Origin of the sequence: Bradyrhizobium sp. NAS80.1, assembly GCF_001908205.1 — a bacterium.
In the GTDB taxonomy this organism is placed as follows: Bacteria; Pseudomonadota; Alphaproteobacteria; order Rhizobiales; family Xanthobacteraceae; genus Bradyrhizobium.
Genome location: NZ_LGHL01000002.1, coordinates 12,446 through 35,204 on the forward strand (window position 1 = coordinate 12,446; position 22,759 = coordinate 35,204).

At 64.1% G+C, this 22,759-nt stretch carries 18 protein-coding genes and 2 pseudogenes; 10 read left to right on the forward strand and 10 right to left on the reverse strand.

Features of this window, described 5'->3' with window-relative positions; genetic code table 11:
- Nucleotides 1-43 precede the first annotated feature (43 nt).
- Nucleotides 44-667 (forward strand): urease accessory protein UreG, encoded by a 624-nt coding sequence (gene ureG, locus AC629_RS00220; protein WP_074120229.1) that lies wholly within the window; start codon nt 44-46, stop codon nt 665-667.
- Nucleotides 668-966: 299 nt separating this feature from the next.
- A pseudogene (locus AC629_RS00225) lies at nt 967-2,626 on the forward strand (CHASE domain-containing protein).
- A 94-nt stretch (nt 2,627-2,720) separates the two neighbouring features.
- Here the strand turns inward: AC629_RS00225 and AC629_RS00230 are convergent.
- The 5 genes from AC629_RS00230 to AC629_RS00250 all read right to left on the reverse strand — a co-directional run bounded on the left by AC629_RS00230 (nt 2,721) and on the right by AC629_RS00250 (nt 6,866).
- Nucleotides 2,721-3,320 carry a TetR/AcrR family transcriptional regulator gene (locus tag AC629_RS00230; protein WP_084802786.1) on the reverse strand — a complete coding sequence of 200 codons (600 nt, stop codon included), beginning with the start codon at nt 3,318-3,320 and terminating at the stop codon, nt 2,721-2,723.
- Nucleotides 3,321-3,428: 108 nt separating this feature from the next.
- Complete coding sequence (locus AC629_RS00235; RefSeq protein ID WP_084802787.1) at nt 3,429-4,571, reverse strand: OpgC domain-containing protein; 1,143 nt, start codon at nt 4,569-4,571, stop codon at nt 3,429-3,431.
- A gap of 186 nt (nt 4,572-4,757) precedes the next feature.
- On the reverse strand, nt 4,758-5,213 hold the full coding sequence (locus AC629_RS00240) for a hypothetical protein (protein ID WP_084802788.1): 456 nt from the start codon (nt 5,211-5,213) through the stop codon (nt 4,758-4,760).
- A 92-nt stretch (nt 5,214-5,305) separates the two neighbouring features.
- Complete coding sequence (locus AC629_RS00245; RefSeq protein ID WP_084802789.1) at nt 5,306-5,677, reverse strand: ElaB/YgaM/YqjD family protein; 372 nt, start codon at nt 5,675-5,677, stop codon at nt 5,306-5,308.
- Between the two features lie 76 nt (nt 5,678-5,753).
- Nucleotides 5,754-6,866, reverse strand: a complete 1,113-nt coding sequence (locus AC629_RS00250; RefSeq protein ID WP_084802790.1) for an AI-2E family transporter — start codon at nt 6,864-6,866, stop codon at nt 5,754-5,756.
- Nucleotides 6,867-7,076: 210 nt separating this feature from the next.
- Here AC629_RS00250 and AC629_RS00255 point away from each other — a divergent pair, with 210 nt between their 5' ends.
- Nucleotides 7,077-7,865, forward strand: coding sequence for a L,D-transpeptidase (locus AC629_RS00255; protein WP_084802791.1), 789 nt, complete (start codon nt 7,077-7,079; stop codon nt 7,863-7,865).
- 17 nt (nt 7,866-7,882) lie between these two features.
- On the forward strand, nt 7,883-8,536 hold the full coding sequence (locus tag AC629_RS00260; protein ID WP_084802792.1) for a DUF2865 domain-containing protein: 654 nt from the start codon (nt 7,883-7,885) through the stop codon (nt 8,534-8,536).
- 14 nt (nt 8,537-8,550) lie between these two features.
- On the opposite strand, the pseudogene AC629_RS00265 reads toward AC629_RS00260, so the two are convergent.
- The 5 genes and pseudogenes from AC629_RS00265 to cysD form a co-directional block, all read right to left on the reverse strand.
- A pseudogene (locus tag AC629_RS00265) lies at nt 8,551-10,648 on the reverse strand (methyl-accepting chemotaxis protein).
- A 406-nt stretch (nt 10,649-11,054) separates the two neighbouring features.
- Nucleotides 11,055-11,255, reverse strand: coding sequence for a CsbD family protein (locus AC629_RS00270; protein WP_027553924.1), 201 nt, complete (start codon nt 11,253-11,255; stop codon nt 11,055-11,057).
- Between the two features lie 177 nt (nt 11,256-11,432).
- Complete coding sequence (locus tag AC629_RS00275; RefSeq protein ID WP_084802793.1) at nt 11,433-13,598, reverse strand: malate synthase G; 2,166 nt, start codon at nt 13,596-13,598, stop codon at nt 11,433-11,435.
- Nucleotides 13,599-14,006: 408 nt separating this feature from the next.
- Nucleotides 14,007-15,923 (reverse strand): adenylyl-sulfate kinase, encoded by a 1,917-nt coding sequence (cysC, locus tag AC629_RS00280; RefSeq protein ID WP_084802794.1) that lies wholly within the window; start codon nt 15,921-15,923, stop codon nt 14,007-14,009.
- Nucleotides 15,924-15,945: 22 nt separating this feature from the next.
- Nucleotides 15,946-16,740 carry a sulfate adenylyltransferase subunit CysD gene (gene cysD / locus AC629_RS00285; protein ID WP_084802810.1) on the reverse strand — a complete coding sequence of 265 codons (795 nt, stop codon included), beginning with the start codon at nt 16,738-16,740 and terminating at the stop codon, nt 15,946-15,948.
- Between the two features lie 244 nt (nt 16,741-16,984).
- Between cysD and cysG the strand changes: the two genes are divergently transcribed.
- From cysG to AC629_RS00315, 6 genes are all read left to right on the forward strand, one after another.
- Nucleotides 16,985-18,409, forward strand: a complete 1,425-nt coding sequence (gene cysG, locus AC629_RS00290; protein ID WP_084802795.1) for a siroheme synthase CysG — start codon at nt 16,985-16,987, stop codon at nt 18,407-18,409.
- Entirely contained in the window at nt 18,406-18,723 is a 318-nt protein-coding gene (locus AC629_RS00295) for a DUF2849 domain-containing protein (protein ID WP_084802796.1), read from the forward strand. The genes cysG and AC629_RS00295 overlap by 4 nt, the downstream gene beginning before the upstream one ends.
- Before the next feature lie 11 nt (nt 18,724-18,734).
- Nucleotides 18,735-20,390, forward strand: coding sequence for a nitrite/sulfite reductase (locus AC629_RS00300; protein ID WP_084802797.1), 1,656 nt, complete (start codon nt 18,735-18,737; stop codon nt 20,388-20,390).
- The gene (locus tag AC629_RS00305; protein ID WP_084802798.1) at nt 20,377-20,892 is read left to right on the forward strand and encodes a DUF934 domain-containing protein; all 516 of its coding nucleotides are present in this window, start codon (nt 20,377-20,379) and stop codon (nt 20,890-20,892) included. Before AC629_RS00300 ends, AC629_RS00305 begins: the two co-directional genes overlap by 14 nt.
- On the forward strand, nt 20,889-21,614 hold the full coding sequence (locus tag AC629_RS00310) for a phosphoadenylyl-sulfate reductase (protein WP_084802799.1): 726 nt from the start codon (nt 20,889-20,891) through the stop codon (nt 21,612-21,614). Before AC629_RS00305 ends, AC629_RS00310 begins: the two co-directional genes overlap by 4 nt.
- Nucleotides 21,615-21,726: 112 nt before the next feature.
- Nucleotides 21,727-22,728 carry a sulfate ABC transporter substrate-binding protein gene (locus AC629_RS00315; protein ID WP_143198813.1) on the forward strand — a complete coding sequence of 334 codons (1,002 nt, stop codon included), beginning with the start codon at nt 21,727-21,729 and terminating at the stop codon, nt 22,726-22,728.
- Nucleotides 22,729-22,759 lie beyond the last annotated feature (31 nt).

Below are 22,759 nucleotides of genomic sequence, written 5' to 3' on the forward strand. Positions count from 1 at the left end.
GTCCCAGCCTTGCCCGGGACGACGTTAGGAGAGAGCCAGCGACATGTCGAATTCTCACGGCCCCCTGCGCGTTGGTGTTGGTGGCCCCGTCGGATCGGGCAAGACCGCGTTGATGGACCTGCTCTGCAAGACCATGCGCGAGCACTACGACATCGCCGCGATCACCAACGACATCTACACCAAATGGGATGCGGAATTCCTTGTGCGCTCGGGCTCGCTGACGCCGGACCGCATCGCCGGCGTCGAGACCGGCGGCTGCCCGCACACCGCGATCCGCGAGGACGCATCGATGAATCTGGCCGCGGTGGCGGACATGCGCGCCAAGTTTCCCGGGCTTGACCTCGTTCTGATCGAATCCGGCGGCGACAATCTCGCTGCCACTTTTTCCCCGGAGCTCGCCGACCTGACTATTTACGTCATCGACGTGGCGGCCGGCGACAAGATCCCGTCCAAGGGCGGCCCCGGCATCACCCGGTCCGACCTCCTTGTCATCAACAAGATCGATCTGGCGCCCCATGTCGGCGCCTCCCTCGAGAAGATGGACACAGACGCCAGGCGTATGCGTGGCGAGCGTCCCTTCGTCATGACCAACCTGAAGAAGGGCGAGGGGCTCGACCGCATCGTCGGCTTCATCGAGGCCAAAGGCGGCCTGAAACGGGCAGGCTGACGGGCGCGGCGACGTGGCGCAGGCGCTTTCCGCTATTAACACCTGGGGCAGAGCCGCGGCCTGCGGAACAAATTTCGGACACGGCGATTAACCACCTTTGGTGCTCGGAGCATAGCCGTTCTGGTCAGACCATCGGCCGGGCGTATTAAGCTTTACAGGCGACCCAAGTTGCGTAGCGATGCCTCCTCCTCCATTATCTCCGCCATTGGGGTTCACCCTGTTTCGGCACACGGCCGTTCAAGCGGCGTTCATATGTTCCGTGTTTATTGCCGACCTGCTGCTTCCACCTGAGTAGTCGCGTGGTCCGGCTGGGTTTCATCATCGGCTTCATCGCTCTGCTCGGAGCTCTGCTCTCCGGGCTTGCGGCCTATCGCGTCCACGACCAGGAGCTGGCGCTGGACCGGATCGCGCTGGCGCGTGCGATCGACGTTCACGCGAGCCTCGTCCAGGACCGGCTTACCGAGCGCGAGTTGCTTGCACGTGTCGCCTCAGGCCTATTCCGCGCGCCGTCGGTGATCAAGCCGAACATGCTGGAGCCGCTGCGCTCGGCCATTTATGCCTTCAAGACCGATTTCGTGGTGGCCGGGTGGATCGCCCGGCTCAAGCCGAACGAGCTTGCGGCAGCTCAGGCCGTGATCGCCGGGGCCGGCTTCCCGAATCCGCAGATCCGTACCTATGAAGACAAGCCGATCGACATTGCGAGCGTCACCCAGCCGATCGACGTGCTGATCGACCTCGAGCCGCGCAGCAACGAGACCAAGGCGCTGCCCGGCCGCAGTTATGACCAGGATCAGGTTCGCGGCGCCATGTTGACGCGTGCCCGGGTTGAGAAGCGGTCGGTTGCCTCCGATCCGGTCGAGCTTTTGCGCGGCGTCGGGCCGATCGGCATCATCCTGGCCGCTCCTGTCATTCCCGAAGGGGCGACGGAGCCGGCCGGCTTCGTCACGTTTTCCTACGAACTCGCCTCGTTGATGCTGACCAACGACGACTTGTCGCTGTTTGCGGTCGCGCTGAAGGATCCGCGCAGGGAGGGCGGTGAACTCGTCGCCAACGATCAGGGCGTGGTCTCGGCACGCATGACGTCGGCAGACGGGCCGGCGCCGTCGGCGACGCGCACGGTAAGCTTCGGTGGTCGTGACTGGCAGCTCGGCTATTACGCGAAGACCAATTCGGCGCGGCGTGCGGAGCAGACCGCGATCATCGTTGGCGCGATCGGTTTTGCCATCACTGCCATGGTGTGCGGCCTGTTCGGCTATGTCGCCTACAACAATCTGCGGCTCAGCCGGGAAATCCAGGTGCGGATCGGCTTCGAGCGGCGGCTTACGGCGGTGATCGACGAACTCAACCACCGGGTCAAGAACATCCTGGCGGTGATTCAGTCGATCGTGACGCGCACCTTGCGCCACGGCTCGGACATCGACGTCGCGCGCGAGCTGCTGATCGGCCGCATACACGCCATGTCCAACGTAGTGTCGCTGCTCAGCGAGAGCCAGTGGCAGGGCGTCAAGCTGAAGGGCCTGTTCGAGGCGCGTGCCATCCCGCATGCCGATCGCATCGCCGTCTCGGGTCCGGATATCGCGGTCAGTGCACGTGCCGCTCAGAGCCTGTCGCTGCTGTTCTTCGAGCTCGCCTCGCATTCGGACGAAGGACTATCGCTGGTCGGCAAACATCCACACATCACTGCGATCTGGACGGTGACGGGGGGAGGCGCCCGACGATGTCTTCCATTTCCGCTGGGAGGAGTTCAACACCAGCGAGGCGACGCGCCGGCCCGATTCCGATTTCGGCCTGATCCTGCTCGACCGCGTCGCGCCCGAGGCGCTCGGCGGCACGGCCAAGCGCTACTTTACCGACGTCTCCTATGTCTACGAGCTGATAGCGCCGATGGAGACGGTGGTCGACATGACCGAGCGCGACCGCACGGACAAAATCTCGGCGCCGGTGAGGCCTGTGCGATAGCCATCGAGCAAAGTGGATACCGGTTCGCGTAAGGAAAACGCATCAAAATAAGAATCTAGAGCCCTGTTCGGATTCCATCGAAACGGAAATGGCTCTAGCCGTTCGGTCGCAACACCAGGTCGACCAGGCTGCGCGCGTAGGCCGGCGTGATCGGGGTTATGCCAAAGACGTAGCGGTAGAACAGGCTGCCGTAAATCGCATCGTAGAGATCCTCGGGCGGTCCCTCGGCCAAAATGCTGCCGTCCTTTTGGCCTTCGGCAATCATGTCCACCAGCGCGTCGCGGCGGAATTGCAGATAGCGCGTGTAGAACAGTTCGGCGGAGCCGGTCTTCGAGATGCATTCGGAAATGACGGCGAGCTGCACTTTGCCGAATTCGCCCTGGAGCGCCTCCGCATAGGCCGCGGCATGGCGGCGCGCGCGCGCCGCGGGCGTGCCGGAACTCGCGGGCGGAAGCGGCAGCATTTGTGCGGCATGATTAAGGAAGGCGTCGATCAGCAGCGCTTCCCGCGACGGCCACCATTTGTAGATCGTCATCTTGGAGACGCTGGAGTGGCGCGCGACAGCGTCGATGGTGGTGGTGGTAAGGCCGGTCGCCGCCATCAGCGCATAGGCGCTTTCGAGAATGGCGTTGCTGGTCTCGATCGACCTCGGACGGCCGCGCCGGGGCGCGCCTTCACCCCCGCTTTTCTCCATCACCACGCCCGGTCTCCTCGTGTAGAAGCAACCTTGCTTCGCATAGCGCAGCCACAGCGCCGGGCCTAGCGGAATCGCGAGGCGCTTCCATCGGAACGGGGGGTGACTCTAGGCCTGCTGTCGCAGGGCCGCAGGCAGGTCCTGCCGCTTCGACCAGGTAATGTAATAGGCGACCGCTGTCATCGCCGCGAAGCCAACGAGGCTCACCGCGATCTGCATCACCACCAGGTTCGGCCCGGTGATCAGAATGAGATGGCCGGCGAAGGACAGGAACACGGCGATGCAGAATACCGCGAGCCATTCCTCGCCGCATGTGATCACCGCCTGCAGCGGCCGCCATTTCAGTCCGGGATGATCGGCCGGAATGAGATGGGTTGCGATGAAGGCGAGCGCGAGGAAATGGACCACGCGATGGGGTGCGAGGTTTTCCTTGTCGGTCGGCGTGATGCTGTTGAGGATGAAGTCCGGCAAGTAGGCGGACAATGCCGGCGAATGGCGCATCAAGGTGACGGCCAGCGCGAATACGAGATAGGCGCCTGCGAGGATCCGCAGCCAGGACTTGTCGTACAGCGCGCGTCCGGGTGCGCCTGTTACGGCGAACCAGCCGCCCAGCACCATCAGCATCTGCCAGCACAGCGGATTGAAGGTCCACTCCTGGTCCGGATAGACGCGGAAATTCCAGCCGAACCAGCGCGCCGCAACGTACAGCGCGATCGATGCTGCCAGCGTCAGGTTCGGCCGACGCAGCAGCCCCCACAGCGCGAGCGAAAAGAACGCCATCAGCGGGATCATCAGTTGCAGCAGGTCGAGGTTCAGCGGCTCCTCCTGGAGCACGAGGCCACTGACCAGGATGCGCAGCGGGTGCTCGAGGATGCCTGAGATGTTGTATTCGTGGATGATCTCCGGCGCCATCGATTGAGAGGCGACATAGGCGATCGCGTCGATATAAATCACGAACAGCACGACGTAGGCGGCGTAAAGCCGCCAGACGCGACGAAAGATGCGCGTCGCGGCGACCACGTAGCCGCGCTCCAGCGCCATCCTGCCGTGGATGATGGCGACACCGTAGCCCACCACGAATACGAAGAGATCAGCAGCACCGCTGAAGCCGAAGTTTCGCAGCGTCAGCAGGTTGACGACGTTGTTCGGGATATGGTCGACGAAAACCGACCAGTTGGCGATGCCGAGCGTCAGATAGAGCCTGGCGTCGTGATGGAATGCGGTGAGGTTCGCCTTGACGGACGGTTTCATTGCAGAAAATGATTTTTGGAATCAGGGGCGACGCTTTTAGCGGCAACCGCCTGCCTATCCGAGTAGCGTTTCCGTGATTGGGCCGGAGCGCCTTGGCTGACGAAAATTGCGCAAGGCCAGCCCTTGAATTTCAGCCATGACACGCGCGTGCGCGCCGACGCAACTTTCTTAACGCGCTCGCGCCCGTTACTCGGCAGGTTCAGCCGATGTCCCGTCGGACGGACCGGCGCGGCTCGCCATGATCCCGAGCGCGACGCCTCCGATCGCCAGGATCGGCAGTAGCCGCTTGACCCCGATGGCACGAACGATCTGGAGCCCTGTAGCGAGCAGCATGGGGTCGGTGAGCATGCTCTGCGCCGCCGACTTCGCGGCGCGTTCGGCTGCGATCTTGGCTCGTTTCTGTGCTTCCCGCTTGTAGCCCCAATAGGTGCCAGCCACGGCGAGTGTGAGCAGGAAGAAGATGCCGGCGCCGGCGAGGCAGGCCTGCACCGGGCCGTATTTCTCGAGAACCGAGATGAAGGCGGCGGCACAGAGGAAGCATGTCGTGATAAACAGCGCGAATACGGCGCCCGCTGCGAGGGAGGTCAGCCGGACCGTCGTACCAGTGGATGCACTGATGCTATCGATGATGCGCTGAAACATGGCCTTGCTCCTCAAATCCCCACAAGCCAAATCGCCACAAGCCAACACCGGCGGTGCCGCAGCTCCGCCGTCTCAATATTCGTTCCGCGATCTTACCGGCGCCAGGCGATGCCGATCAGGAAGCCGATGCCGAGCGCGAGCCCGACGGTGGCGAGCGGTCGCTGCGTGATGGCGTCTTCCAGCGTCTCTTCGATCGAGCCATAGGCGTCCTGCGCCGCGCCCATCATCGCGCTGCCGCGCTCCGACATGTCGTCGATCGCGGAATCCATGTTCTCGCGGGCCTGGCGATAGCCACGACGGGCCTGCTTGCTGGTGGAATTGGCAAAGGTATTGAGCGCCTCAGTGATCTGATCGGTGAGGGCGGCGATATCGCTTTTCACGGCTGCTACATCCTTCTCGAGGCGTTCTCTGGTGGCTTTGTCGGTCCAGTCTCTCGTCCCGGCCTCGGCATTGCTCGTCGACATCTGGGGCTCCGAATTGTTGGCGGCTGGATAGCCGGAAAACGCTTCGTCTTCGGGTAAGTTCCGTTGCGGAAACCGGTCAGGCCTGCGGCAGCTGCGGCGAATTCTCCGGCATCAGATGCTCCTTCAGGATCAGCCCGACGATCAGCAGCGGCGACGACAGGAACGCGCCCATCGGTCCCCATAGCCAGGTCCAGAACGCCAGCGCGATGAAGACGGCCAGCGCATTCAGGGCCAGCCTGCGGCCGATGATGGTCGGCGTGACGAAGTGCCCTTCCATGAAGGTGATGCCACCGAAGGCGAGCCCCGCCATCAGTCCGCCGCCGAGGGTCGGGAAGGTGACGAGCCCCACCACGACCAGAACGACGAACATCGCGACCGGTCCGATGATCGGGATGAAGTTGAGCGCAGCCGCGAGCGCGCCGAGCCCGGCCGGATTCGGCAGGCCGGTGAGCGCGCAGACGATGCCGGTTGCGACACCCACGCCGATATTAATGACAGTCACCGTCAAAAGGTAGTTGCCGAGATGAACCTCGATCTCGTTGAGGATCCGCAGCGTGCGCAGCCGCGCATCGCGATCGCTGAACGTCATGATCAGAGCCCGCCGCAGGTCGCGCCAGCTTGCGATGAAGAGGATCAGGGTGGCGAAGAACAGCAGGAATTCGGCGAAAGTCGGTGACAGGAATTCCAGCGTGGGCTGCACCCATTCGAATTTCGGCAGCTGGAAGCTTGGCAGCCCCTCCGAGCCGCCCACCATGGTTTGCAGCTCCCGCCACAGCGCAAGCGGGCGGTCGAAAACGTGCAGCTTGTCCTTCAACTGCGCGCCCAGCTCGGGCAGGCGTGAGCTCCACTCCATCGCGGGCGCGGCAATCAGCGCGACCACGAAGGCGACGACCGTGGTCACCGCGACCACGATCAAGACTGCTCCGACCGCACGCGGCACGCGCCGTCGCTCCAGGAAGGATGCGGCCGGCGATAGCATGGTACCGGCGACAATGGCCATCACGACCGGGAGGAAAAACGCCTTGGCGACGTAGAGCACCGCGACCACGGCGATCAGGAGCAGGCCGGCGAGCGCAAAGGCGACGAACTCGGTGCGGCGGATCACCGGCGGCAGCTCGGCATGGCTGTCGGGAAGCGGGGCGCCTTCGTTGTTGCCGGAGATCAGACGTTCACTGGGAAGGACGCGCACAATATCTCTCCCGCACGGAGGCTTGAGATCCGCGCGCCCATTGACGACCGGAGAACGCGCGAGCCGGTCGCGGGTTCCATCGCGGCTTCGTGAAGAGCCGTTCGCTTGACTGTGACGTCGCCGTCGCAGCAAGCGGCGGAACTTGAGTCGGTCCGGCTGCGTTTGTTGGAAGCCGCATCACCCTGATGCACACATCCCACGGGGCAGCACATGACAAAGTTCTCTGCAGTCCGTCGCCGCAACTCGCCGCGCGCCGTCACCGCTTTTGCCTTCGCAACCGCCCTGCTTGCCGTATCCTTCGGCGCCGCAAGCGCGCAGACGCTCCTCGGCTACGCGCCGATGCAGCGGCAGGCCTATCCGCAAGGCCCGGCCTATTCGCAAGGCTATGCACAAGGCTATGTAAGTGAAGCGCCGCAGGCGGTCGGCGAGGATGCCCAGTTGCCCGACCGGTTGCGCAAGCAGATCGTCAGCTTCGACCGGAGCGAGCCCGCCGGCACCATCGTAATCGATACCGGTAACACCTATCTCTATTATGTGCTCGGCAATGGCCGCGCGATCCGCTACGGCGTCGGCGTCGGCCGCGAGGGCTTCACCTGGGCGGGCGTGCAGAGCATCAGCCGGAAGGCGGAATGGCCGGACTGGCACCCGCCGGCCGAGATGATCGCGCGCCAGCCTTATCTGCCGCGTTTCGTCGCCGGCGGTCCCGGCAACCCGCTCGGCGCGCGGGCGATGTATCTCGGCTCGAGCGAATACCGCATCCACGGCACCAACGATCCCACCACGATCGGCAAGTTCGTCTCGTCCGGCTGCATCCGCCTGACCAATGAGGACGTCACGGACCTGTTCAACCGCGTCAATATCGGCGCCAAGGTGGTGGTACTGCCGAAGAACGCGCCGCTGATGGCGAAAGGCGGCGACCCCGTGCGCAAGCGCCCGGCCGTGACGGCCCTGCCCTCGGCTCCGCAGACGCTGAACGTCTCGACGTCGGCGGTGAACTGAGAGTTGAGTGAGGTCATATGAAGAAACGTTCGATCAGCAAACTGGCCGGTGGCGCGGCGGCGATGCTTGCCGTTGCTTCCCTCGGCCTCGCGCTGACGCCGTCGGCGCATGCGGAGGATTTCTTCTCGGCGCTGTTCGGTGGCTTCCGGATGCGGCCGCCGCCCGAGATCCGGATGCCGTTCCCCAACGACGACATGCCGCGCTATGACGCGCCGCGCCAGCGGGCCTCCTATGGCGGTGGCACCGCCTATTGTGTGCGCGGTTGCGACGGTCGCTACTTCCCGGCGCAGGGAGCTGATGCCGAAAGCAAGGCGGAATCCTGCAAGAGCTTCTGCCCGGCTTCGGAAACCTCGCTGGTCTATGGCAGCAATATCGACGAGGCCACGACGGATAAGGGAAAATCCTATTCCGATCTGCCCAACGCCTTCCGGTATCGCAACGAGATCGTCGCGGATTGCACCTGCAACGGCAAGGATCCGGTCGGGCTTGCGCAGGTCAAGGTCGAGAATGACCCCACCTTGCGCAAGGGCGACATCGTCGCGGGCGCCGATGGCCTAGTGGTCGCCAACCGCAACGCCAATGACCGCCGCGGCGTCGCGATGAACTTCTCCCCGCTCCCGGAATCGCTCCGTGCCAAATTCCGTCATGTGCCGGTGGTGGCAAAAGAGTAGGGGCCAGCGCTTCCCTACGCTGCGCGGATCTTGCCCAGGAAGTCGCTGACCTGCTCGCCGAGCTGGCGACTCTGGGTTTCCAGCGTTTCCGACGCCTGCCTGACGTTCTCCGCCGCACCGGCCGCGGTGTCGGCATCGGCCTTCACGCCGCTGATGTTGTCCGACACGTTCTTGGTGCCTTGCGCAGCATATTGCGTGCTGCGGGTGATTTCCTGGGTTGCCGCACCCTGTTCCTGCACGGCGGTGGCGATGGCGGTGGCAACTTCATTGACCTCGCCGATGATGCCGCCGATCGCCTGGATCGCGTTGATGGCATCGCTTGCGACCTTCTGGATGTCAGCGATCTGCTCGGAGATGTCCTCCGTCGCCTTCGCGGTCTGGCTCGCCAGCGACTTCACCTCGGAGGCGACCACGGCGAAGCCACGGCCGGCTTCGCCGGCGCGCGCGGCCTCGATCGTGGCGTTCAATGCAAGAAGGTTGGTCTGCGCCGCGATGGTGTTGATCAGGCCGACGACCTCGCCGATGCGGTTGGCCGAGTTCGCGAGGCCCTGGACGGTGCCGTCGGTGTCGCGCGCCTGGTTGACGGCGCGGCTGGCGATTCCTGCGGCGTGAGCGGCCTGCTGACTGATGTCGTTGATCGAGGCGCTTAGTTCCTCGGCCGCTGAGGCCACGCTGTCCACGCTCATCGAGGCGTCGCCCGAGGCCTTGCCGGCGATCTGCACCCGCTCATTGGTCTGGCGTGAGACCGCGGAGAGTTTCGAGGCAGTCTTGCTCATTTCGGTGGAGGCCTGGCCCAACTGCGCGAGCGTCTCGCGCACCAGACCCTCGAATTCCCCGATGGAGGCCTCGATCGTGCGCTGGCGCACCGCGGCGCCGGCATTGTGTTCGCGTTCCTGGGCCTCGATCTGCAGCTTGTCGGTGGCCTGCTGCTTGAAGGTTTCAAGAGCGCCGGCAAGCGCGCCGATCTCGTCCTTGCGGTCGAGATAGCCGCTGTCGACGGTGAGGTCGCCGCCGGCAACCTTGAGCATGGCGTCGCGGATGTTGTGCAGCGGGCGAATGACGCGGCGGGTGACCGTGAGCGTCGCCCCGACGGTCAGAAGCGCGGCGAAGACCAGCATGGCGATCTGGACCACGAGTGCGCGGCTCGCCGCTGTGTACTGAACGGCGGCATAGTCGCGCGCCTCGTCGAGCGCACGCTCGGCCACCGCGACCGCCGTGCCCATGCGCTGTGCGGTCAACTGTGTCCACTGGTCGGCGGTCATGTCGGTCTTCGACCCCACCATGATCTGGTCGATCAGCCGGTCGCGCAGCGCAAGATAGTCGGCGTTGAAATAGGCGGACTTGGCAGCGTTCATCGCGTTGGCGAGTTCCGGCGACAGCTTCATGCCGAGCGTCGCGGAATCGAGCCCGCTCCAGGCATTCTCGATGGCGCCGACGAATTTGGTGTAGGTCTGCTGCGCTTCCAGCGGCCGGCTGCCGGTCGCCACGAGTCCGGTCGAAACCAGGTCTGAGGCCTCTCCGGCAGTATTGCGCAACAGCCAGGCTGCCTGCTTGATCGACAGCAGCTGGTCGATCTGCGGATCGTTGTGATTGACGACGCCCGTCAGGCGCGCGGAGATCTCCTCCAGCGTCGCGAGCAGCGCGCCGGTCTGGTCCGTGTAGTCCTTCGACAAGGCCGCGCGCCGCGCCTTTTTCGGCTTGCGTATCTCGTCCCAGGCCTCGCTCTGGAGCGTCACCAGCTTGTCGACCTGCTGGTTCAGATTGCCGAGCAGGGTGGTTTGCTCGGCGAACGGGATCGAGGGCAGCAGCGCCGCGGTGGCGCGGATCGCCGGCATCTCGGCGTCGTGGATGCCGCGGAGGAATTTCTCGATCTCCGGCGACACCGGCGCTTCGCCGTTCAGCACGCGGGGGGGTCGAGGATCGATCGGTGCGGAGGTTGTGCATCGCCTTGAACGCGTTCGCGGAGGCCTCGGCTACGGCCGCGATGTGGCCGGTCGCACGCAGCCGCTCCCAGGACTGCCAGGCGCTGATCACCAGCAACGCCACCACGCACGCCGCGAGAAGAGCGATGACGGACTGCAGCAGCGCCGAAACGGTCACACGTCGAAGCATGATGAATCCCCGAGACCCGCCATCTTTCGCAAAAAGGAATAAACAGAGTTGTAACGCCCGCGGGGTTCGCGTTGACGGAGGCCTGCGGCGTGGGCGCTTGCGCGGGGAATGCAAGGCGTTGACGGATCGCGTTAACGGATCGTTACCGGCTTGCTGTCCCGGCGTCGTCCCGAAAAACTTGGGCAGCCAAGCAGGTCGCACGCGTGATCGTCATCATCATCGGCGTAGTGTCGCTGCTGAAATATCTGACGGTGTTTTAGTGGGGCAAGTTAAGTCGCGTAGCCCGGATGAGCGAAGCGATATCCGGGATGCCCCAACGAAGGTCCCGGATGTCGCTTCGCTCATCCGGGCTACGGCTCTCAATAAAAAAAGCCCCAGCGTGAGCTGGGGCTTCGTTGTTGTTGCCTTAGTGCAGCGACTTGAGCCAGTCGTCGACGTCCTGACGAACCTGGTCCTTGGCCTTGCCGTAGCGCTCCTGGAGCCGGCCCTCGAGCTGTTCGCGGCGACCCTCGATCAATTTGAGGTCATCGTCAGTGAGTTTGCCCCACTTCTCCTTGGCCGAACCCTTGAACTGCTTCCAGTTTCCTTCGATGCGGTTCCAGTCCATGAGCATCTCCCGTTGCTGACGGCTCGACAACGCGACCGGCGCGCCGCCGTTCCCCAGCGCGCGGCGACCTTTCGCCCAACAAAAAAGCCCCGGCTGGCGCCGGGGCTTTTGACATTCCAGTGACCGGGCTGAACCCGCAGCCTTGTTAGCTAAGAGCCTCGTTAGCTAAGAGCCTCGTTAGCTAAGAGCCTTGGCCTCGCGGCGGCGCGCGGTGAGGATGTACTCGGTGTAGCCGTTCGGTTGCTCGCGGCCCTTGAAGATGAGGTCGCAGGCGGCCTTGAAGGCGACGCCGTCGAAGGCAGGCGCCATCGGCTTGTAGATGGCATCGCCGGCATTCTGCTTGTCGACGACGGTGGCCATGCGCTTGAGCGATTCCATCACCAGCGCTTCGGTGATGACGCCCTGGTGCAGCCAGTTGGCGAGATGCTGGCTGGAGATGCGCAAGGTCGCGCGGTCTTCCATCAGGCCGACATCGTGGATGTCGGGCACCTTGGAGCAGCCGACGCCCTGGTCGATCCAGCGCACGACATAGCCAAGGATGCCCTGGCAGTTGTTGTCGATCTCCTGCTTGACATCATCGGGCGCCCAGTTCGACTTCGACACCGGAATGGTGAGGATGTCGGAGAGTTTTGCGCGCGGCCCGCCCTTGGTGAGCTCCTGCTGGCGCGCGATGACGTTGACCTGGTGGTAGTGCAGGGCGTGCAGCGTCGCCGCGGTCGGCGAGGGCACCCAGGCGGTGGTGGCGCCGGCCTGCGGATGGGCGAGCTTCTGCGCCAGCATGTCCGCCATCTTGTCGGGCGCGGCCCACATGCCCTTGCCGATCTGGGCATGGCCGGGCAGGCCATCGATCAGGCCCATGTCGACATTCCAGTCCTCATAGGCCTTGATCCAGGCCTGCGCCTTCATCTCGTTCTTGCGGATCATGGGACCGGCTTCCATCGAAGTGTGGATCTCGTCGCCGGTGCGGTCGAGGAAGCCGGTGTTGATGAACATGATGCGCTTGGAGGCGCGCTGGATGCAGGCCTTGAGGTTGACGGTGGTGCGTCGCTCCTCGTCCATGATGCCGACCTTGAGCGTGTTTTCAGGCAAGCCCAGCATCTTCTCGACGCGATCGAAGATCTCGCAGGTCAGCGACACCTCGTCGGGGCCGTGCATCTTCGGCTTGACGATGTAAGCCGAGCCGGTGCGGCTGTTCCTGACCTTGGAATTGCCCTTGAGGTCGTGGATGGCCAGAAGCCCGGAGACGGCGGCATCGAGCAGGCCTTCCGGAATCTCCTCGCCCTTCTCGTCCAGCACGGCATCGGTGAACATGTGGTGACCGCAGTTGCGCATCAGCAGCAGGCTGCGGCCGTGCAGCTTGATCTCGCCCTTGCCATCAGGCGTCTTGTAGCTGCGATCGGTGTTGAGCGAGCGCGTCATCGTCTTGCCGCCCTTCTCGAAGTCGGCAGACAACGTCCCGTTCATGAGACCGAGGGTGTTGCGATAGACCAGCACCTTGTCCTCGGCGTCGACCGCGGCGACCGAGTCCTCCATGTCGAGAATGGTGGAGACCGCTGCTTCCATGATCATGTCGGCGACGCCGGCCGGATCGTCCTTGCCGATCGCGCTGTTGCGATCGATCTTCACCTCGACATGCAGGCCGTTGTTGACGAGCAGCACCGCGCTCGGCGCAGCCGCATCGCCCTGGAAGCCTGCGAACTGCGCGGCGTTCTTCAGCGCGGTGGCATTGCCGCTTTTCAGCTTAACCGCAAGCTGGCCCGCGACGACGCTATAGGCGGTGACGTCGGTGTGGCTGCCGGTCGCCAGTGGCACGGCGGCATCGAGGAAGGCTTTCGCTTTCGCGATCACCTTGTCGCCGCGCGCCTTGTTGTAACCCTTGCCGCTCTCGGAAGGATCGTGCGGGATCGCGTCGGTGCCGTAGAAGGCGTCATAGAGCGAGCCCCAGCGCGCATTCGCCGCGTTCAGCGCATAGCGCGCATTGGTGAGAGGCACGACGAGCTGCGGCCCGCAGATCTGGCCGATTTCTTCGTCGACATTGGCGGTCTCGACCTTCTGCGTCGCCGGTTCAGGGACGAGATAGCCGATGTCCTTCAGGAAGGCGGTGTAGGCATTGAGGTCGAATGCCTTGCCCTTGTTGGCGCGGTGCCAGTCGTCGATCTTGGCCTGCAGCGTGTCGCGCACCGCCAGCAGCGCGCGGTTCTTCGGCCCCAGGTCCTTGATGATGGCGGCGACCCCGGCCCAGAACGCGTCCGGCGCGATCCCCGATTTCGGGGCCGCTTCCTTGGCGATGAAGTCAAACAGGACAGGAGCGATCTTCAATCCGTGGGCGTCGACGCGTTTCATGATGGGCTTTCTTGTTGGAAATGGCCGTTTTCGGCTGCTTTTGACCCGACAGCAGCAAAATGCGCCCATAAAGGGCGGCTTTCGGAGCCCTATTAGCCCCAAAATCGAGGCAATGAGAAGACCCCCAGGGGTTTGTCAAAATGTCAAGACGTGGTGTGGGCTTGGCTCGTTTTACAAACGAATGCCCGGCTTCGGCGCCACGCGCACACGGCGCTCCCTCCCCCCTTGCGGGGGAGGGCAGGGGAGGGGGGGTAGCCCAGGAAAAGGTGTGTCCGAATTTGAGGACAAAATCAGTTCGCGCTGATGGAGAGAGTCCCCGTGTGAACCCCTCTCCCTGGCCCTCCCCCGCAAGGGGGGGGAGGGAACGCACCGCATGCGCGGATATACGAGCGAACCAGCGAGAGCGCCTCAAATATTCGCGGCGAGATCCACGACCTCGTCGAACAACACGCCGGTCGTCTTCAGCATGCGCTCGATCTCGTCCGCTGAGTCCGCAACCGTCCGCGTCGACGTGTCGATTACGAGCTCGGCCGCCTGCGGGGCCTCGTAGTCGTTGCCGATGCCGGTGAACGACGCGAGAGCGCCGGCGCGGGCCTTCTTGTAGTGGCCCTTGGGATCGCGCTCTTCGCAAATCTCTGCAGGCGTAGCGACATGGATCTCGCGGAATGCGGTGTCGGCGATGCGGCGCGCCGTGGCGCGGTCCTCGCGGGCCGGTGAGACCGCGGCGACAATCGCGATGTGGCCGTTGCGGGCGAGATGCGTCGCGACCTCGGCGAGACGGCGGATGTTCTCGCTGCGATGAGCGGCGGAGAAGCCGAGATCGCTGTTGAGCCCGGCACGCAGAGTATCGCCGTCCAGCAGGATCGGCGAGCCGCCATTGGTGAACAGCCGTCGCTCCAGTGCCTTCGCCAGCGTCGACTTGCCCGAAGCCGGCAGGCCCGTGAGCCAGACCACCGCGCCGTTATGGCGGTAACGCGCGGAGCGTTCGTCGGGCCGCAGCGCCGATTCCACCGGCACGATGTCGACAGGCACAGCGCGCTGGCCGGCATCGACGGACAGAACGAGGCCGCCGCCGGCGATGCGCCCGGACACCTCGATCACGAGGCGACCGGTCCGCGGATTTTCTGTGTAGGGATCGACCGCGATCGGATTGGACAACGAGATGTCGATCTCGCCGACATGGTTGCGGCCGATCGCCTTGTTCTCGACGCTCGACAGCTCGCCGGGATCAACCGCCTTCTCGATGGCGACGACGGTGGCGCGGCTTTCCTTCGGTCCGCAGCGGACCAGGAGCTGGTCGCCCTTGGCGAGCGGCTTGTCATGCAGCCAAAAGATGCGCGCGCGCAGCCGTCGCGTCTCGCGGGGAGCGGTGCCGGCATGTGCAACGATGTCGCCGCGCTCGATGAACAGTTCACGGTCGAGCGTGATGCCGACCGAGCGGCCAGCGCCCTGCCGGCCTGCGACCGGCGTCACCGGCCAGCTTTCGACTGTCTTGATCCTTGCGATCTTGCCAGCCGGCATGATCACGATCTCGTCGCCGGCAATGAGGCTGCCGGATTCGATACGGCCGGCGACGATGCGGCGGTCGTCGAACTTGTAGATCGACTGCACCGGCAGGCGCAGCGCCAGCGCTTCAAGCGGCCGCGCCGGCTCGAGCCGGTCGAGGGCCTCGACCACGGTCGGTCCCTTGTACCAGCCGATGCGATCGGTGCGCTCGGCAACGCCGTCACCGTCGCGCGCCGAGATCGGGATCACTGCCGCGGGCCTCACGCCGAGGCCCTGCAAATGCGCCGAGATCTCGTCGCTGATCTCCTTGAAACGTTCCGCGGAGAAGTCGACGCGGTCCATCTTGTTGACGACGATCGCGACCTGCTTCACGCCGAGCAGGTGCAGGAGATAGCCGTGCCGCCGGGTCTGGTCGCGCACGCCTTCAAGCGCGTCGATGATCAGCACTGCGCCGTCGGCCTGCGAGGCGCCGGTGATCATGTTGCGGAGGAATTCGGCGTGGCCAGGCGCGTCGATCAGCACGATGTCGCGCGAATTGGTGCGGAAGCGGATCTGCGTGGTGTCGATGGTGATGCCCTGATCGCGCTCGGTCTGCAGCGCATCGAGCAGGAACGACCATTCGAACGGCATGCCGCGCCGCGCGCTGACGGCTTTGAGCATCTCGAGCTTGCCCTCGGGCAGGCTGCCGGTCTCATGCAGGAGGCGACCGACCAGCGTCGACTTGCCGTGATCGACATGGCCGACGATGACGATGCGCACCTGGGGACGCGTGGTGCCGTTCGGTGTGGCGGGCGAAGCCGTGGTGACGATCATGTTCATAGCCGCGTTACGTCCTCAGGAATCAGAGATAGCCGGCGACGCGCAGACGCTCGAAGGCGTCCTCGGTCTCGTGGTCGAGCGCGCGGCCCGCGCGCTCCGGCACCTTGGTCTGCTCGAGCTCGACCAGGATCTCGTCGATGTTCGACGCGGTCGAAGCGACCGGATTGGTGATGTCCTGATCACCCAGCGAGCGATAGCGCTTGCCGTTCTGGGAGAGGTAGAGCGGGATGATCGGAATATTCTCGCGCTTGGTGTAGGCCCAGATATCAGCCTCGGTCCAATGCAGGATCGGGTGGATGCGCAGATGCGCGCCCGTCGGCGGCGAAGCGTTGAACTGGTCCCAGAATTCCGGCGGTTGGTCGCGGACGTCCCAATTGCCTTCCAGGCCGCGCGGCGAGAACACGCGCTCCTTGGCGCGCGTTGCCTCCTCGTCGCGGCGGATGCCGGCGATCAGGCCGTCAAAGCCGTATTTGCCGAGCGCCATCTTGAGGCCCTCGGTCTTGCGCGCGGCGGAACGGGCGGCCGGCGGCAGCGTTGGGTCGACGGCATCGATGGGAGGGCAGGGCTCGACACGCAGATCGAGATCCCACTCTTTCCCGTAATGATCGCGGAAGCGATACATCTCCGGAAACTTCTTGCCGGTGTCGACATGGAGGGCTGGGAACGGCATGCGGCCGAAGAACGCCTTGCGCGCCAGCCAGATCATGACGTTGGAGTCCTTGCCGAGCGACCACAGCAGGGCAATCTTCTTCAGGCGGGCGAAGGCCTCGCGGAAGATGTAGATGCTCTGGGCTTCGAGTTGGTCGAGATGATCCATGCTCGGGGCAAGGTCAGCGGAAAATTCTTGCGCGTGCACGCGTTCGGCCACCGCCGGGCTGCTCAATCGATCAGCAACGGAATCGTCCTTGAGAAGATGCATCTCTGCCACTTTGCGTTTGGAGGAGAAAATTCCATACTTGCGATGCGGAAGAGAAGAAGAAATTTTCTCTTTGCGCGCTTGAAACGACACATATATAGAAAATAATTCCAGTCAACCCCGGATGTGGGGAAGCGAGTATCGTATGCGGTTCTTGCCGGTGTTCCTCGATCTCAAGGCCGGTCCGGTGGTCCTCATCGGCGCGGGCGAGCTTTTGCGTGCGAAATTGCGCGTGCTGGCCGCAGCCGGTGCGCGCATTCGCGTGCATGCGATCGACGGCGATCACGACTTGAGCCTCAGGTCCGAAGATGCCGCGCGCATTGATATCGCAGCGGGCGATCCGCTCGCGGCCGATCTTACCGGCGTCATCGCCGTTGTCTGCGCCGGCGCGGGCGATGCCGGCGTTGCGATGTCGGTTCGCGCCAAGACGCTCGGCCTGCCCGTCAACGTCATGGACGATCTCGAACATTCCAGCTTCATCTTCCCGGCGATCGTCGACCGCGGCGACGTCGTGGTCGCGGTCGGCACCGGTGGCACGTCACCGGTGGTGGCGCGACGCGTGCGCGAGAAGATCGAGGCGCTGCTGCCGGCGCGTATCGGCGAGCTCGCCGAGTTCATCGGCGGCTTCCGCAAATCCATCAATGAGCGCATCGCCGAGTTTCCACTGCGCCGCCGTTTCTGGGAGCGCGTCATCGACGGTTCGATCGGCGCTTCCGTGCTCGCCGGCCGCAAGGGCGAGGCCGATGCGGCGCTCAAGGCGATCTCCGATCCATCCGCGTTTGCGCGCGCCGACAAGCCCGAAGGCTCCGTTACGCTGGTCGGTGCCGGTCCGGGCGATCCCGATCTTCTCACCATCAAGGCGCTGCGCGCGCTCCAGGACGCCGATATCGTCTTCCACGACGAGCTCGTCTCGCCTGAGATTCTCGACCGCATCCGCCGCGACACCACGCGCGTTCCGGTCGGCCGCCGCGTCGGCAAGCCCGGTATCGGTCAGGACGCCATCAACAGGCGCATGATCGAAGCCGCGCAATCCGGCCAGCGTGTGGTGCGACTGAAGGGCGGCGATCCCTTCGTGTTCGGCCGCGGCGGCGAAGAGGTGGAAGCGTTGCGCACAGCGGGCGTTGCCTATTCGATCGTTCCCGGCATCACCGCGGGGCTCGGCGGTGCCGCCGATTTCGAGGTGCCGCTCACCTACCGTCATGAAGCGACCCGCATCACATTCCTCACCGCGCACAAGGCGCGCGATGCCGAGACGGTGGACTGGTCGACGCTGACCGACACCAAGATGACCGTTGTGGTCTACATGGGCATGACTGCTGCGCCTGCCATACGCGCCGGCCTCTTCGCCGCCGGCCGTTCCCCGGAGACGCCGGTCGGTGTGTTCGCTCGCGTCACGCGTCCCGACGCGCAAGGCGCGATCGGCACGCTGCGCGATCTGCCTGAGCTCGTGCGGCGGACCAATGGCGGTCCCGCCATCCTCATCATCGGTGACGTGGTTCGGCATGCCGGTTCCCTTCGCCGCCAAACTCCAAAGCAAATCATCTCTGACCTACTGGATGCAGCCGAATGACCTCACCGCTTGAACAGAAGAAGATCAAAATCGCCGGCCCCTCGGTCGTGACCGCCAACCGCACCTGGGACGGCATCGTGGTCTATCGCACCGCTGCCAAGGGTTGGTCCGCAGACTTGTCGGAGGCCGCAATCGTGCGCAACTCCGATGACGCCAAGGCGTTGCTTGCGGAGTCCGTGGCTGATGACGTCGGCGCGATCGGTCCCTATATAGCGCCGGTGCAGGTTGGCGAGGACGGCAAGATCGAGCCCGGCAATCTGCGCGAACAGATCCGCCGCACCGGCGTGACCATCGGACAGCCGGTCCAGGTTTAAGGCAATCTCTCATGTACGCTTACGACGAAATCGACCGCACGCTGGTCAACGAGCGCGTCTCGGAGTTCCGCGACCAGGTGAAGCGGCGCCTCTCGGGCGAGCTCACCGAGGACGAGTTCAAGATTCTACGCTTGCAGAACGGCGTCTATCTGCAGCTGCACGCCTACATGTTCCGCGTCGCGATTCCCTACGGAACGCTGGCAACGAACCAGCTGCGCGCGCTCGCGCATGTCGCGCGGAAATACGATCGCGGCTACGGCCATTTCACCACGCGGCAGAACATCCAGTTCAACTGGATCAAGCTCGCCGAGCTGCCGGATGCGTTGGCTGATCTGGCCAAGGTCGGCATTCATGCGATGCAGACCTCCGGCAACAACATGCGCAACGTCACCTCGGATCAGTGGGCCGGCGTCGCGCCCGGCGAGATCGAGGATCCCCGCATCTGGTCGGAGCTGATCCGCCAGCACACCACGCTGCATCCCGAATTCTCGTTCCTGCCGCGCAAGTTCAAGATCGCGATTACCGCATCCGACCACGACCGTGCCGCGATCAAGATCCACGATATCGGCCTGCGTCTGATCAAGAACGAGAAGGGCGAGACCGGCTTCGGGGTGCTCGTCGGCGGCGGCCTCGGCCGCACGCCGTTCATCGCCAAGACCATCAAGCACTTCGTGCATGGTCGTGACATCCTGAGCTACATCGAGGCGATCCTGCGGGTCTACAACCAGTACGGCCGCCGCGACAACATCTACAAGGCGCGCATCAAGATCCTGGTGCACGAGCTCGGCACCGAGAAATTCTCCCGCGAGGTCGAGGAGGAGTGGCAGCACATCCGCAACTCCTTGCTCCAGATCGACGACGAGGTGATCGAGGACATCCGCTCACGCTTCACCTATCCGGCCTACGAGAAGCTGCCGCACATGCCGGACGAGCTGCGGCAGGCCGCGGCCGATCGCGATTTCGAGGCATGGCGCAAGAACTCGGTGGCTCCGCACAAGGTGCAGGGCTATTCCATCGTCACGATCTCGCTGAAGCCGACCGGCGGGCCGCCGGGTGATGCCACGGCCGAGCAGATGGATGCGCTCGCCGATCTCGCCGACAAATATTCCTTCGGTGAGATCCGCGTCGGTCACGAGCAGAACCTCGCGCTGCCGCACGTCGCCAAGCGCGACCTGCCGGCGCTGTGGAAGTCGCTCGACAAGCTTGGGCTTGCGACGCCGAACGTCAACCTGATCACCGACATCATCGCCTGCCCCGGGCTCGATTATTGCTCGCTGGCGAATGCGCGCTCGATCCCGATCGCGCAGGAGTTAACGCGGCGCTTCGCCAATCACGAGCTCGCCAATCTGATCGGCCGGCTGCACATCAATATCTCCGGCTGCATCAATGCCTGCGGCCATCACCATGTCGGCCATATCGGCATTCTCGGCGTCGAGAAGAATGGCGAGGAGGTCTATCAGATCACCATTGGCGGCCGCGCCGACGAGAGCGCCGCGCTCGGCAATCTGATCGGTCCCGGCGTCAAGTTCGACGAGGTCGCCGACGTCGTCGAAGACATTGTGGAAGCCTATCTTGCGCTGCGCGAGCGGCCCGAGGAGCTGTTCATCGAGACGGTGAAACGCCTCGGCGTCGAACCCTTCAAGGAGCGCGTCTATGCCACTCGTTAACGGCGGAAAGATCGTCGACGACAGCTTCGTCAAGCTTGCCGTCGACACGCCGCTGCCCGAGGGCGGCGACATCCTGGTGCCGGCCGAGCGCTTCGTCAGCGATGCGGATGCGTTGCTCAAGCGCGCTGGCAAGGTCGGCGTGATCTGGCCTAACAACCGCGACATCGACGAGCTCGTGCCGTATCTCGGCAAGGTCGCGGCCGTCGCGCTGGTGTTCCCGACTTTCCGTGACGGGCGCGCCTACAGCCAGGCCCGGCTATTGCGCGAGCGGTACAATTACCGCGGCGAATTGCGAGCGACCGGCCAGATCCTGCGCGACCAGTTCGTGTTCATGCTGCGCGCCGGCTTCGATTCTTTCGAGGTGAAAAAGCAGGCCGACGCGGAAGCCTTCATGCAGACCGCGAAGCGCTATTCGGTGTTCTACCAGCCGACCGGCGACGGTCGCGTCACGGCGCTGCACCGGCGCATGCAGTTGCGTCACTCCGAAGGTGTCGGCACGTGAACGCAATCGCGCCCCAGGTCTCGTCCATCTCTGCGCTGCCTTCGGCGGATGAGCTCGATCGTGACCTGCGTAATGCCTCGCCCGCGGAAGTCATCGCTGCGGCCCTGAGGACCGTCGGGCGCGAGAAGCTTGCGCTGGTGTCGTCCTTCGGCACGGAATCGGCGACGCTGCTCAAGGTCATGGCGGACGTTGATCCGGCGATCCCGGTGATCTTCCTCGACACCGGCTGGCTGTTCGAGGAGACGCTTGCCTATCGCGACACGCTGATCGCAACGCTCGGATTGAAGGATGTCCGCTCGATGAAGCCGGCCGAGGAGGCGCTGTCGCGCGAAGATCCCCACCGCGACCTCTGGTTCTCCGATCCCGACGCCTGCTGCCGTATCCGTAAAGTGGAACCGCTGTCTCGCGCACTAAAGCCTTTCTCGGCCTGGATCAACGGACGCAAGCGCTTTCAGGGCAATGCGCGCGCCGACATTCCGGTGGTCGAGGACGACGGCGCACGGTTGAAATTCAATCCCTTCGCCAACGTCACGCGCGAGGAACTCGAGGCGATTTTCGTCCGCGCCAAATTGCCGCGGCATCCCCTGGTGGAGTCCGGTTTTCTCTCGGTTGGGTGTATGCCTTGCACGAGCAGAACGGCCGAAGGCGAGGATGCGCGTGCCGGTCGCTGGCGCGGCCGGGCCAAGACAGAATGCGGCATCCACACGATGAAGACTTCGTAGCACAGTCGAGCTGCCACGCTGCGAACAAGAAAATCCGGTTCCGTTGACTTGAGAGCGTTTCGCCACGAGTTTCGCCTGCATGCCTTCGCCGACATTGACGTCGGCGAAGTGAATGGAGATGGACATGATGCGCCGTATCGTTCCGCTCGCTGCAGGACTGCTCTGGGCAAGCTCGGCTCTCGCTGCTGACATCAATCTGCTGAACGTATCGTACGATCCGACGCGCGAGCTCTACGTCGAATTCAACAAGGCGTTCGCGAACGCCTATCAGAAGGAGACTGGCAAGAGCGTCGAGATCAAGCAGTCGCATGGCGGCAGCGGATCGCAGGCGAGGGCGGTGATTGACGGATTGCAGGCCGATGTGGTGACGCTCGCGCTCGCCTATGACATCGACGCCATCGCCGCCAAGGGCCTCACCGCGGCTGACTGGCAGAAGCGGCTGCCGCAGAATTCATCGCCGTATACGTCGACCATCGTGTTCCTGGTGCGCAAGGGCAATCCGAAGGGCATCAAGGACTGGGACGATCTGCTCAAGCCGGGCGTTGCCGTGATCACGCCGAACCCGAAGACCTCGGGTGGCGCGCGCTGGAATTATCTGGCGGCGTGGGGCTTTGCGCAGAAGAAATACGGCTCCGCCGACAAGGCCAAGGACTTCATCGGAAAGCTCTATCAGCAGGTGCCGGTGCTCGATACCGGCGCGCGCGGCGCCACCGTGACCTTCGTCGAGCGCGGCGTCGGCGACGTGCTGCTTGCCTGGGAGAATGAGGCCTATCTCGCGCTGAAGGAATTCGGTCCGGAAAAATTCGAGATCGCGGCGCCGCCGCAATCGATCCTCGCCGAGCCGCCGGTCGCGATCGTCGACAAGGTTGCCGACAAGAAGGGCACCCGCAACGTTGCCGATGCCTTCCTCCAGTACTGGTACACGAGGGAAGGTCAGGAGATCGCCGCGCGCAACTTCTACCGTCCGCGCGATGCCGAGATCGCCAAGAAGTATGAAAACGCCTTCGCAAAGGTCGAGCTGTTCACGATCGACGAGGTGTTCGGCGGCTGGACCAAGGCGCAGAAGGAACATTTTGCCGACGGCGGCGTCTTTGATCAGATTTACAAGAACTGATCGGGCGCTGTCTTAAGAGGCTTTAGCAGGG

Excerpts from the sequence above, each read along its gene's own strand:
- ureG (WP_074120229.1), top strand. The coding sequence starts at position 44 with ATGTCGAATTCTCACGGCCCCCTGCGCGTTGGTGTTGGTGGCCCCGTC.
- AC629_RS00230 (WP_084802786.1), bottom strand. The coding sequence starts at position 3,320 with ATGGAGAAAAGCGGGGGTGAAGGCGCGCCCCGGCGCGGCCGTCCGAGG.
- AC629_RS00235 (WP_084802787.1), bottom strand. The coding sequence starts at position 4,571 with ATGAAACCGTCCGTCAAGGCGAACCTCACCGCATTCCATCACGACGCC.
- AC629_RS00240 (WP_084802788.1), bottom strand. The coding sequence starts at position 5,213 with ATGTTTCAGCGCATCATCGATAGCATCAGTGCATCCACTGGTACGACG.
- AC629_RS00245 (WP_084802789.1), bottom strand. The coding sequence starts at position 5,677 with ATGTCGACGAGCAATGCCGAGGCCGGGACGAGAGACTGGACCGACAAA.
- AC629_RS00255 (WP_084802791.1), top strand. The coding sequence starts at position 7,077 with ATGACAAAGTTCTCTGCAGTCCGTCGCCGCAACTCGCCGCGCGCCGTC.
- AC629_RS00260 (WP_084802792.1), top strand. The coding sequence starts at position 7,883 with ATGAAGAAACGTTCGATCAGCAAACTGGCCGGTGGCGCGGCGGCGATG.
- AC629_RS00270 (WP_027553924.1), bottom strand. The coding sequence starts at position 11,255 with ATGGACTGGAACCGCATCGAAGGAAACTGGAAGCAGTTCAAGGGTTCG.
- AC629_RS00275 (WP_084802793.1), bottom strand. The coding sequence starts at position 13,598 with ATGAAACGCGTCGACGCCCACGGATTGAAGATCGCTCCTGTCCTGTTT.
- cysC (WP_084802794.1), bottom strand. The coding sequence starts at position 15,923 with ATGAACATGATCGTCACCACGGCTTCGCCCGCCACACCGAACGGCACC.
- cysD (WP_084802810.1), bottom strand. The coding sequence starts at position 16,740 with ATGGATCATCTCGACCAACTCGAAGCCCAGAGCATCTACATCTTCCGC.
- cysG (WP_084802795.1), top strand. The coding sequence starts at position 16,985 with ATGCGGTTCTTGCCGGTGTTCCTCGATCTCAAGGCCGGTCCGGTGGTC.
- AC629_RS00295 (WP_084802796.1), top strand. The coding sequence starts at position 18,406 with ATGACCTCACCGCTTGAACAGAAGAAGATCAAAATCGCCGGCCCCTCG.
- AC629_RS00300 (WP_084802797.1), top strand. The coding sequence starts at position 18,735 with ATGTACGCTTACGACGAAATCGACCGCACGCTGGTCAACGAGCGCGTC.
- AC629_RS00305 (WP_084802798.1), top strand. The coding sequence starts at position 20,377 with ATGCCACTCGTTAACGGCGGAAAGATCGTCGACGACAGCTTCGTCAAG.
- AC629_RS00315 (WP_143198813.1), top strand. The coding sequence starts at position 21,727 with ATGGAGATGGACATGATGCGCCGTATCGTTCCGCTCGCTGCAGGACTG.